Origin of the sequence: Pseudonocardia benzenivorans CB1190, assembly GCF_000196675.2 — a bacterium.
GTDB classification, from domain to species: Bacteria; Actinomycetota; Actinomycetes; order Mycobacteriales; family Pseudonocardiaceae; genus Pseudonocardia; species Pseudonocardia benzenivorans.
This window is the reverse complement of the sequence record NC_015312.1, coordinates 1,418,822-1,430,291: the sequence shown is the minus strand read 5'-3', so window position 1 is coordinate 1,430,291 and position 11,470 is coordinate 1,418,822. Positions and strand designations below refer to the sequence as shown.

Sequence of the window (11,470 nt, the reverse complement as noted above, 5' to 3'; positions counted from 1 at the left end):
TCCTTGGTTTCCCACCGGGGCTGCGGTAGCGTGACCGACAACCTTAAACGTTTACGTACTGTCGAAGTGCCATCCCGGAGCGGCCCGGGTCCGGCAATCTCTTGGATCCAACTAGCTATCGAATGTATCCTTCTAGGCCACGCTCGTATCGCACTGGTCGTCCCGGCACGGATGGACGCATGCGGCCGAGAGCCAGTTCAGAGGAGACGGAATGGCAGAGATCAACGCCGATGCGGCGTGGACGGTAGAGGGCTACGACGTCGACGCCGTCCGCAGCAAGTACAAGCAGGAGCGCGACAAGCGGATCCGCGCCGACGGTCCGAACCAGTACCGGTTCATCTCGCGCGACGGTGATCTGGCCGAGTACGTCAAGGACCCGTACGTCGAGCGCATCGAGCGCGAGCCGGTCTCCGACGAGGTCGAGGCCACCGTGATCGGCGGCGGCTTCGCGGGCCTGCTGCTCAGCGCGCGGCTGCGGCAGGCCGGCATCACGAGCCTGCGCGTCGTCGAACAGGGTGGGGACTTCGGCGGGACCTGGTACTGGAACCGCTACCCCGGGATCGCGTGCGACGTCGAGTCCTACGTCTACCTGCCGCTCCTGGAGGAGGTCGGCTACATGCCGACCGAGAAGTACGCCAAGGGGCCGGAGATCTTCGGGTACTGCCAGATGTTCGCGCGGCACTTCGACCTCTACCGCGACGCGCTGCTGCAGACGCGCGTGACCGACGTCCGGTGGAACGAGGACGACGGCGTGTGGATCGTCTCGACCGACCGCGGTGACAGGTTCCGGTCGAAGTACGTCTGCATGACCTTCGGGACGTTCCTGCACCCGAAGCTGCCCGGGATCCCCGGCATCGAGGACTTCCGGGGCACGTCGTTCCACACGTCTCGGTGGGACTACGAGCACACCGGCGGCGACAGCTACGGCAACCTGCACAAGCTGCGCGACAAGGTCGTCGGCGTCATCGGCAGCGGCGCCACCGCCGTCCAGTGCGTCCCGATGCTGGCGAAGGACGCCGAGCACGTCTTCGTCTTCCAGCGCACGCCGGCGATCGTCGACGTCCGGGAGAACCGGCCCACCGATCCCGAGTGGGTCGCCTCGCTCGAGCCGGGGTGGCAGCGCGCGCGGATCGAGAACTTCTCGGCGTGCATCGCCGGTGAGGAGACCGACGTCGACCTGGTCGACGACGCCTGGACCCGCGTCTTCCACCACCTGCGCAAGACCAGGCCGGTGACCGGGTCGCAGGCCGAGGCGATGGAACTGGCCGACTTCCAGCACATGGAGTCGATACGTGCCCGGGTCGGGGAGATCGTCCACGACCCGGTGACCGCGGAGGCACTGCGGCCCTACTACCGGTTCCTGTGCAAGCGCCCCTGCTTCCACGACGAGTACCTGCAGGCGTTCAACAGGCCGAACGTCACGCTCGTGGACACCCACGGCAAGGGCCCGGACCGGGTCACCGAGAACGGCATCGTCGTCGCGGGCGAGGAGTACCGGATCGACACGCTGGTCTACGCGACCGGTTTCGCGAGCATCCGGCAGGACCTCAAGACCCGCCTCGGCTACGACGTCTTCGGGCGCAGCGGCCAGGCGCTCAGCGACAAGTGGAAGGACGGGATCTCGACGCTGTTCGGGGCCCAGACCCACAACTTCCCCAACTTCTTCGTCGTGTCGTACTTCCAGACCGGCGTCGCGTCCAACCAGACCCACCCGCTGGACGAGATGGCGAAGCACATCTCGAACATCATCCGCGAGGCACGCGACCGGCAGGCCACCACGGTCGACATCACCGAGGCCGCAGAGGACGAGTGGGTGCAGACCGTCATCAGCTCGTCGACGGCGTCGGCCGACTTCCTCGAGTCGTGCACGCCGTCGTACTACAACAACGAGGGCCAGCCCGACCTGGCCCTGTTCCGGCGCAACGGTCCGTACGCGCGCGGCATCCTGCCGTTCAGCAAGCTGCTCGCGGAGTGGCGGTCCTCGGGCGAGTACGCCGGGCTCGAGTTCGAGTGAGCGCGCCGGTGTCCGATCTCCACCCGGCGCCCACGCCGCGGGGGCCGCTGTCCGGCCTGGTGGTGGCCGACTTCTCACGGATCGTCGCCGGGCCCTACTGCGCCATGCTGCTCGGGGACCTCGGGGCCGACGTCGTCAAGGTCGAGTCCCCGGCCGGTGACGACACCCGGGCCTTCACCCCACCGGTCAGGGACGGCGTCTCCACCTACTTCCAGGCGGTCAACCGCAACAAGCGCTCCATCGCGCTCGATCTCGCCGATCCGGCCGACCTCGCGGTGGCGCATGCGCTCTCGGCGCGCGCCGACGTCGTCATCCACAACTTCAAGCCGGGCGGGATCGAGCGGTTCGGGCTGGGGTACGCCGACGTCGCCGCCCGCCGGCCGGACACCGTCTACTGCGCGATCAGCGGCTTCGGAACCCGCGGCGGAGCGGACCTGCCGGGGTACGACCTGCTCATCCAGGCCGTGTCCGGCCTCATGAGCCTGACCGGCGAGGCGGACGGCCGGCCGTTGCGGGCCGGGATGGCCGCCTTCGACGTGATGACGGGATTGCACGCGGCCGTCGGCATCCAGGCCGCGCTCCGCCACCGGGACCGCACGGGCACCGGTCAGCTCGTCGAGATCGACCTGCTGTCGGCCGCGCTGTCGTCGATGATCAACCAGAGTTCCGCCTACGTCTCCGGCGGGGTCGTGCCCCGCCGCATGGGCAACGAGCACCCGAGCCTGTACCCCTACGAGCCCATCGCCACCGGCGACGGCGAGCTCGTCATCATCGCGGGCAACGACCGGCAGTTCGCGACGCTGTGCCGCGTCCTCGGCCTCGACGAGCTCGGCGCCGACCCACGGTTCCGCTCGATGCGCCTGCGCAACGAGAACAGGGTCGAGCTGCGTCGCATCCTGGCGGGCGCGCTGTCGCGCAGGTCCGCGCAGGATTGGTTCGAGCTGCTGTCGGCGGCCGGTCTTCCGTGCGGACCGATCAACGACGTCGCCGGTGGCGTGGAGCTGGCCGACCGGCTCGGCCTGGAGCCCGTCGTCACGGTGGACGGGGTGCCCATGGTGCGCAACCCGCTCCGGATGTCCGAGACCCCGCCCACCTACCGGTCGGGCCCGCCCGACCTGGGCACCGCGGGTGCCGAGATCCGGCAGTGGCTGGGGTTCCCGGCGCCCGGCACCGACAGGCCGTCCGTGCGGGCCCGCACCGGATGACCGCGCCCCCTTCGTCGAGGCCATTCACCCGCCACCGCTCACCGACACCGTCCACCGACGGAGGGAGCCGACGATGACCACGCCTGCCGACGCCGTGGCGGTCGAACGGTCGGTGCGCGCCGCGTACACGGACTACGTCGCGTGCTTCCAGCGCGGCGACCCGGACGCCACCGCCGCGTACTTCACCGCGCCGCTGCTGCGGGTGGCCGACGGGCGGACGACGGTCCATCCCACCGCGGACGACGTCCGGCGGATGCTCGCCGGCATGACGCAGCGTCTCGACGCCCTCGGCTACAGCGGGTCGAGCGTCGCGTCGCTGGAGGTCTCCGTGCTCGACCGGACGGCCGCGCTGGTGCGGTCGCGCGGCACCCGCCACGACCGAGCGGGAGCGACGCTCCAGGCGTTCGACGTCCTCTACCTCGTGGTGCGACCTGGGGCCGACGCGAGTTGGCGGATCACGACGCTGGTGTCGGTCCGAGGCGCACCCTGACAACGGGATCGCGTATAGGATCCTATATTGACACTATTGTATTCACACAATACCGTCCTTCCGGACGTTCGCCCCGAACGCCGGGCATTGATCAGGCTGGTGGCGGCTGGTACGCCGGACTCCGCGCCACCGCGCGGTGCTCATCCCGGAACCGGACTTTCGCCGTGGACATCATTTCGCCGAGGAGGCCGGAATGCGTGAGAACTACCTGTTGAACCTGCTCCAGAAGGACGTCGACGAGGGCACCGACCCCACCTACTGGTGGGACGAGGAGCGCACTCCCCTCGACAGCATCGACAAGCGCGTCACCGACCTGATGGACCTCAGCGGCAAGAAGGCCGTCGTGACCGGCGGCGCGGGGGTGAACCTCGGCCAGGCGTGCGTCAACCGGCTGGCCGGTCTCGGCGCGGACGTCGCGGTCGTCGACCTGCCCAAGGAGCGGTCCGAGGCATGGACCCGGGCGGCCGGGCGCACACCCCTGCTTGACGCCGAGGGCGTGGCGGAGAAGTTCTCCAAGCGCTGGGACACGAACTGCATCGCCGTCGAGGGCGACGTCCTTACGGCCGACGGCGTGGAGGCCGTGATGCGCGAGTGCCACGAGCGCCTCGGCGGCATCGACATCCTGGTCAACAACGTCGCCGACGTCGCGATGGGCCCGTTCACCTCCTTCACCACGGAGGACATCGACCGGTCTGTCCGGGGGACGTTCACCGGCGCCGTCTACTGCGCACGAGCGGCGCTCGACTACATGATCCCCAAGGGGTGGGGCCGGATCATCAACGTCGGCTCGGAGTCGGCGCTCACGGCCATGCCGGGGCAGGTGATGTACGGCGCGCTCAAGGGCGGGCTGGCCACCTTCACCGCCCAGCTCGGCGCCGAGGTGGAGAGGCACGGTGTGAAGGTGCTCGGCGTGTACGGGGGATGTATGTGGGGCCCGGGCCGCGATCTGCTCCCCGACTCGGTCCTCGGTCAGTACGCCCTGGGGCGCACCGCGATCCAGCGCTTCGAGCTGCCGGAGGAGGTAGCCAACATGATCGGCTTCCTGGCGACCGACGCGGCCAGCGCGATGACCGGCGTGATGATCCCGATGGGTGGGGGGATGGCGCTGTAGGGCCGGCGGTCTCGTCGCACGCTGCCGCACTCGGCCCGAGGACAGGAAGACAACATGGACATTCTCGAAGCGATGGAGACCTGCCGCTCCATCCGCAGGCTCAAAAGCGATCCAGTCCCTCCGGAGGATCTCGAACGGCTCGTCTACTACGCCACCCGGGCGGCCAGCGCGGGCAACTCGCAGCTCTGGCGGTTCGTGATCGTGACCGCCGCCGAGGACCGCCTCTGGTTCCGGGACATGCTGGCCGACACGGCGGGCAGACTGCTGTTCAGCGAGCCACCCGCTGACGACGACGACTCCGCGGCGGCCCGGAACCTGCGGCTGATGCGTCGTTTCGTCTTCGACTTCGACAAGATCCCCGCGTTCATCATCACGACCGTCGAGAACGCCTTCCCCACGGCCCACGCGCCGGACCCCCACTATGCGTGGTCGTCGGTCTACCTCGCGACGCAGAACCTGCTGTTGGCCGCGCGCGGCATGGGCCTGGGCGCCGCCATGACGACCTACCATCTGTGGAACGAACCGGGCGTCCGTTCCCACTTCGGCATTCCCGACGACGTGGAGATCGGGGCCGTCATCCCGATCGGCTATCCCGAGGGACGCTACGGCCCGGTCGCCCGCAAGCCGGTCTCCGAGGTGATCTTCCGCGACCGCTGGGGCAGCCCGTAGGACGTCCGCCCGACCTCCCGCACGGAAGGGACCTTCGATGCCCACGACGCGAGCCCACGAGCAGCAGGTACGCGCCGCCCGGTCCGGGCGGGCGGTGGACTGGCACTCCGCCCGCCGGCGGGCCCACGCCGAGGGACGGCCCCTGCCCGGACGGCCGGTCGAGCTCGCCGCGGCGGCCGGGCTCGTCCTGGCCGAGGACCTCGTCAGCCGGGTCGCCCAGCCCGCGTTCGACACCTCGGCGATGGACGGCTACGCCGTCGCCGGCCGGGGGCCGTGGACCGTGCTGGGCGAGGTCCGGGCGGGCCGGCAGTGGCCCGGGTGCCTCCGCCCGGGGGAGGCCGTCGCCATCTCCACCGGCGCTCCGGTCCCCGCCGGGGCCCGGGCCGTGCTGCCGGTCGAGGACACCTCCCGGTCCGGCGACGAGGTCCGCGGTCTCGACGGCTGCGCACCGGAACCCGGCCGGCACATCCGCCGGACGGGCGAGAACTCCCCCGCGGGCGCGCTGCTCGCGGACTCGGGCTCGGTGGTGAGCCCGGCGATGCTCGGGCTGGCCGCGGCCGCGGGCCACGACGACCTCGTGGTGCGGCCACGACCACGCGTCCGGCTGCTCATCACCGGCGACGAGCTGGTGACGGCGGGGCCGGGCGGGGCCGGCCGGGTGCGTGACGCCCTCGGCCCCACCCTGCCGCCGCTCGTCGCCGGACTCGGTGGGGACCTCGTCGAGACCGCGCACGTGCAGGACTCGTTCGCCGCGCTCGCGGCCGCGGTCGGCAGCGGCGCCGCGTCGGAGATCGTCCTCGTCACCGGGTCGACCTCGGTGGGTGTCACCGACCACCTGCACCGGCTGCTCGACGGCCTCGGCGCCCGCGCCGTCGTCGACGGTGTCACCTGCCGGCCCGGCCACCCCCAGCTGCTCGCCGCGCTGGGTTCCCGTCGCTGGCTGATCGGGCTGCCCGGCAACCCCTACGCGGCGATCGTCGCGGCGCACACTCTGCTGGCGCCGCTGCTCGCCGGGCTCGGCGGGCGCCCCGTCCCGCCGTTGCGCCGGACAGCGGTCGCAGGTGTCCCACCGGCCGTGGACGGCCACACGCTGCTCGTCCCCGCCGCCTGGGACGGCGACCACCTGGCCGTCGTCCCCGGGCACCGGCCCTCGGACCTGCGTGGCGTGGCTCGCGCCGACGTCCTCGCCGTCATCGACCGGGAGACCCGCGACACGACCGTCGCGGTGCTGTCGCTGTGAGCAGAACCGAACGGAGCCGCAGACCCATGGCGCGCATGGTGACCAGACCCTGTACCGACGTCCCCGCCCGCGGCTGCGCCGGCGGGCGGCGCGTGGACCTCCGCGCGGCACTCGCGCTGCTCCCACCCCGATCGGGGCGCTCATGAACATGGCGCCCGCGGCGCAGGAGGCGGCTGCCGACCGCGACCTCGTCGACTCGCTCGTCGACGAGCTCCAGGAGCGGATCAACGCCGGACGGATCCCCGCCGGCACGTGGTTGCGGCAGGCGCCGCTGGCCGAGGAGCTGGGGGTCAGCCGAACGCCCGTGCGCGAGGCGTTGCGCCGGCTCCAGGCCATGGGCACCGTCGAGGTGGTCGCGAACCGGGGCGCCCGGGTCCGGCTTCCGTCGGCGCGCGACATCATCGAGGTCTACGAGCTGCACGGGCTGCTGCAGGGGCACGCCGGAGCGGCGACCGCCACCCTCATCACCTCGGAGCAGCTCGACCGGCTGGCCGCGGCGGAGCGGATGTTCCGTGAGGTCGTCGAGGAGCTCAGGACCGGTGGCGGCACCGCCGACGCGCAGCAGCGCTGGCACCGGGCGAACACCCAGTTCCACACCGTCATCATCGAGGCCAGCGGCAACAAGCGCCTCGCCGAGGTCGTCGAGAGCCTGCACCGCAAGGTTCCCCGCAACCTCACGTGGATCGCGCTGGGCAACGACATCCGGCGGCTCGAGAAGGACGCCGCGGAGCACGCCGCGATCCTCGACGCCATCGGCCGGGGCGACGGCACCACCGCACGCCGCGAGCTGATCAACCACGCCAGACGCGCCGCCGACCTCCTGGTCCGCACCGTGGACGAGATCGGGCCGGGCTCCGCCGCGCAGCGGAGGTAGTGGAGGTGGCAGCGGGCCGCCTCCGCTCCCGTGCCGCCCGGGCGCGGACCCGTCACCCCCAGGGGCCGCCCGCCACGTACAGCACCTGGCCGGACACGAACCCCGCCTTCTCGTCCACGAAGAACGACACCGCGTTCGCGATGTCCTCCGGCCGCCCCGCGCGCTGGACCGGGATCGCCGCCGCGCGGTCCTGCAGGTACTGCTCCCACGGCACCCCGATCCGGTCCGCCGTCGCCCGCGTCATGTCGGTGACGACGAACCCGGGCGCGATGCAGTTCGCCGTGATCGCGAATTTGCCGAGCTCCATGGCGAGCGTCTTGGTGAAGCCCTGCAGGCCGGCCTTCGCGGCCGCGTAGTTGCCCTGGCCGCGCTTGCCCAGCGCCGACGTGGAGGACAGGTTGACGATCCTGCCCCAGCCCGCGGCCACCATGTGGGTCTGCGCCGCGCGGCTCATGAGGAACGAACCCCGCAGGTGCACCCCGAGCACGGTGTCCCAGTCGGTCTCGGTCATCTTGAACAACAGGTTGTCGCGGGTGACGCCGGCGTTGTTGACCAGGACGGTGGGCGCGCCGAGCTCGGCGACGACCCGGTCCACCGCGGCCTCGACGGCCTCGGCGTCGGCGACGTCCGCGCCCACCGCGATCGCCTGCCCGCCCTGGGCGAGCACCGCGTCGGCGGTGACCTTCGCCGCGCTCTCCTCGAGGTCCAGCACGGCGACCGCGAGGCCGTCCTGTGCGAGCCGGACCGCGGTGGCGGCACCGATTCCGCGGGCGGCACCCGTCACGATCGCGACGCGGCGGGACTCGGGCATGGTCATCGGCTCCTTCGTTGGTGACGGACGGGTTCGGGCCCGGGCCGGCCGCGGGCGACGGCTCCGAGGGTGGGTCGAGGACGACGGCCGACCGCGGTCGGTGTCGGTGTCGGTGTCGGCGGGAGTCGGTCAGGCGCGGGCCGTGGTCATGGACGGGCCCGCTGCGCGGTCGCCGCGAACTCCTCGGCCACCGTCGCCTGAACGCCGACCGGGAACTCGTGCCCGAGGCCCGGCACGACGACGAGCCGGGCATCCGGTATCGCCGCCGCCGTCGCCTCGCCGCCGCTCACCGCGACGAGCGGGTCGTCGGCGCCGTGGATGACGACGGCCGGCAGCCGCAGCGTCCGCAGTGCCGGCGTGCGGTCGGCCGCGACGAGGATCGCCGCCTGCTGACGCAGCTTGCCTTCGGGGTAGTGACACCGCTGGTAGGCGTGCTCCGCACGGTCCCGCGCCCGCGCTTCGTCGAACGGGAACCCGCCGCCGCGCAACGCCCGCGCCATCGCGACCTGTGCCGCGACGATCTCGTCGCGGGTTCGCGGCGCGCCGGACCTGATGACGGCGAGGACCTCGGGTCGCGCCCCGCCGACGCCCGCGGCGCCGGTCGTCGACATGATCGAGCACAGCGACCGGACGCGGTCCGGGTGCCGGACGGCCAACGTCTGCGCGATCATGCCGCCCATCGACGCGCCCAGCACGTGCGCCCGGTCGATGCCGAGCGCGGCGAGCAGGCCGGCGGCGTCGTCGGCCATGTCGTCGAGGGTGTACACCGCACCGGCGCGATCGCCCCTGCGGGCCGCGTCGAGGTCCGGGATGCTGCCGTCGAACTTGGTGGACAGCCCCACGTCGCGGTTGTCGAACCGGACGACGAAGAAGCCCCGCGCGACGAACTCCTGGCAGAAGCCCGGCTCCCACGCGTCGAGCTGCGTCCCGTGCCCCATGATCAGCAGCAGGGCGGGATCGGCGGGATCCCCGATGGTCTCGTAGCAGATCTCGATGCCGTTGGCGCGGACCGTGCCGGTTCGGGCCACGCTCGACGCTCCCGTCATCGGACGAACTCCGGCGCCGACGGCAGCGGACCGGGAGGGCACGCCTGCCGGGCGGAGTGCCAAGCCTGCCGGGCGGAGTGCCGAGCCTGCCCGCCGTGGACCGCCTCTCGCAACAGCGGTCCCCTCGCGTCGGACACGGTGATCTCCTCCCCTGCGGTGTGCGGTATCTCGCCTGGTCCTTGACCTCGGCAGCCCCCACGACGCTATGCTTAGGATTCATATTCGTCAATATTGGATCCTGAGATGGTCGCCTCCCGGGGGCTCCGGACGGCAGGCCCTCGGGACCCTCCCTGCCTTCGCCGTCGTGACGCGCGGATTCCGCGCGCGCGACCAGCGCCACGGCCGTCCCATCCACGTAGGAGCACGAGATGTCCCAACGCACGCGCTCGAGGCGGTTCGCCGCCGCTGCCATCGGGTTGATCCTCCTGGCGACCAGCGCGGCCTGCGCGACGAGCGGACCCTCCGGCGGTAGCGCGAGCGGCGACCCCGTCAGCGGGGGCGAGGTGACCTATCTCGTCGACCAGACACAGCTCACGCTGGACCCCGCGGTCAGTCCCGCCACCGTGACCGGTCTGGTCACCCGCCCGATCTTCGACTCGCTCGTCGTCCAGGCCGGCCCGACGCGGTTCGAGCCGTGGCTCGCGTCGAGGTGGGACGTCTCCCCCGACGGCCGCGAGTACACCTTCGCCCTCAGGAGCGGTGTCCGGTTCACCGACGGCACACCGTTCGACGCGGCGGCGGTCAAGGCGACGCTCGACCACGTCGTCGACCCGGCCAGCAAGTCCCAGTACGCGGCGTCGCTGATCGCGCCGTACCAGGGTTCGACCGTCGTGGACGACCTGACCGTCAAGGTGTCGCTGTCCCGGCCGTTCCGGCCGTTCCTGCAGGCGTTGTCCACTCCCTACCTGGGCATCCAGAGCCCCCGGGCACTCGCCGTGCCCCCGGCCGAGTACAAGCCCGTCGGCACCGGACCGTTCGCGTTCGTCTCATGGGAACAGCAGAAGGACATCACGCTCACCCGCAACCCCGACTACACCTCACCGCCCGCGAACGCGCCGCACACCGGCGCCGCGTACCTCCAGACGCTCAGGTTCAACTACGTCCCGGAGGACGCCACCCGCTACGGCGCACTGACGAGCGGCCAGGTGCAGGCGATCGCGGCGGTGCCGCCCAACCGCGTCGGGTCCCTGCAGTCCGACCGGAGGTTCAGCGTCCTCAAGACCGAGCTGCCCGGCGTGAACTACAACCTGTTCCTCAACGCGAAGACCGGTCCGACGAGCGACCCCCTGGTGCGGCAGGCGCTGCAGGCGGCGATCGACGTCCCCGCTCTCGTCGGCAGCATCTACGCCGGGCAGTATGCGGCCGCCAGGAACGTGCTGTCACCGACGACACCCGACCACGACCAGGCCGCCGCGGCGGCGCTGCAGGCCTACGACCCGGCCAAGGCAGGCGCGCTGCTCGACCAGGCCGGCTGGACCGGGAGGAACGCGGAGGGCTACCGCACGAAGGACGGCCAGGAGCTGACGCTCACGTGGCCGTACCTCGCGCTGATCAACCGCGACCAGCGCGACGTGCTGGGCCAGGCCATCCAGGCCGAGGCCCGCAAGGCGGGCATCCGCATCGACCGCCCGAACCTCGACGCCGGCGCCTACTCCGAGTCGGTCCTCAACGGCACCTACAACATCCTCGACAGCAGCAACGCGCGCGCCGACGCCGACATCCTGCGGTTCATGTTCGCCTCGGGCTCGACCTTCGCCAAGGGCGGCGCGAACGTGTCGCTGTCGGACTCCCCGCAGCTCGACGGGTGGCTCGACGAGGCCGCCACCACCTCGGACGCGGCCGTCGCCGCCCGTGACTACGCGCTGGCCCAGGCCGACGTGCTCAAGAGCGGCTACCTCCTGCCGGGCTACGTCCCGACCTCGCTCGTCGGCACGACGTCGGCCCTGCAGGGGGTCACGTTCGACCCGCAGGGGATCGCCCAGCTCTACGGTGCCTGGCTCGTACCGTGAC

10 protein-coding genes are annotated in these 11,470 nt (G+C 71.7%); 8 read left to right on the top strand and 2 right to left on the bottom strand.

The genetic code is table 11. From position 1 onward, the window contains the following. Positions 1-211: 211 nt before the first annotated feature. The 7 genes from PSED_RS06945 to PSED_RS06915 all read left to right on the top strand — a co-directional run bounded on the left by PSED_RS06945 (position 212) and on the right by PSED_RS06915 (position 7,603). A complete protein-coding gene (locus PSED_RS06945; protein ID WP_013673542.1) occupies positions 212-2,014 on the top strand; it encodes a flavin-containing monooxygenase in 1,803 nt (600 codons plus the stop codon). A gap of 8 nt (positions 2,015-2,022) precedes the next feature. Further along, a complete protein-coding gene (locus PSED_RS06940) occupies positions 2,023-3,219 on the top strand; it encodes a CaiB/BaiF CoA transferase family protein (RefSeq protein ID WP_013673541.1) in 1,197 nt (398 codons plus the stop codon). A 73-nt stretch (positions 3,220-3,292) separates the two neighbouring features. Next, on the top strand, positions 3,293-3,709 hold the full coding sequence (locus tag PSED_RS06935; protein WP_013673540.1) for a DUF6841 family protein: 417 nt from the start codon (positions 3,293-3,295) through the stop codon (positions 3,707-3,709). Positions 3,710-3,902: 193 nt separating this feature from the next. Beyond that, positions 3,903-4,820, top strand: a complete 918-nt coding sequence (locus PSED_RS06930) for an SDR family NAD(P)-dependent oxidoreductase (RefSeq protein ID WP_013673539.1) — start codon at positions 3,903-3,905, stop codon at positions 4,818-4,820. A gap of 54 nt (positions 4,821-4,874) precedes the next feature. Next, positions 4,875-5,489, top strand: coding sequence for a nitroreductase family protein (locus PSED_RS06925; RefSeq protein ID WP_013673538.1), 615 nt, complete (start codon positions 4,875-4,877; stop codon positions 5,487-5,489). A gap of 37 nt (positions 5,490-5,526) precedes the next feature. Then, the gene (locus tag PSED_RS06920) at positions 5,527-6,729 is read left to right on the top strand and encodes a molybdopterin molybdotransferase MoeA (RefSeq protein ID WP_013673537.1); all 1,203 of its coding nucleotides are present in this window, start codon (positions 5,527-5,529) and stop codon (positions 6,727-6,729) included. A gap of 142 nt (positions 6,730-6,871) precedes the next feature. Further along, positions 6,872-7,603 carry a GntR family transcriptional regulator gene (locus PSED_RS06915; protein ID WP_013673536.1) on the top strand — a complete coding sequence of 244 codons (732 nt, stop codon included), beginning with the start codon at positions 6,872-6,874 and terminating at the stop codon, positions 7,601-7,603. A gap of 52 nt (positions 7,604-7,655) precedes the next feature. Here the strand turns inward: PSED_RS06915 and fabG are convergent, their stop codons facing one another. Together fabG and PSED_RS06905 are read right to left on the bottom strand one after the other, a co-directional pair. After that, the gene (gene fabG, locus PSED_RS06910) at positions 7,656-8,414 is read right to left on the bottom strand and encodes a 3-oxoacyl-ACP reductase FabG (RefSeq protein WP_013673535.1); all 759 of its coding nucleotides are present in this window, start codon (positions 8,412-8,414) and stop codon (positions 7,656-7,658) included. 146 nt (positions 8,415-8,560) lie between these two features. Further along, positions 8,561-9,460, bottom strand: coding sequence for an alpha/beta fold hydrolase (locus PSED_RS06905; RefSeq protein ID WP_013673534.1), 900 nt, complete (start codon positions 9,458-9,460; stop codon positions 8,561-8,563). 368 nt (positions 9,461-9,828) lie between these two features. Between PSED_RS06905 and PSED_RS06900 the strand changes: the two genes are divergently transcribed. Further along, positions 9,829-11,469: an ABC transporter substrate-binding protein gene (locus tag PSED_RS06900; protein WP_013673533.1), complete on the top strand. Its 1,641-nt coding sequence runs from the start codon at positions 9,829-9,831 to the stop codon at positions 11,467-11,469. Position 11,470: the final 1 nt, after the last annotated feature.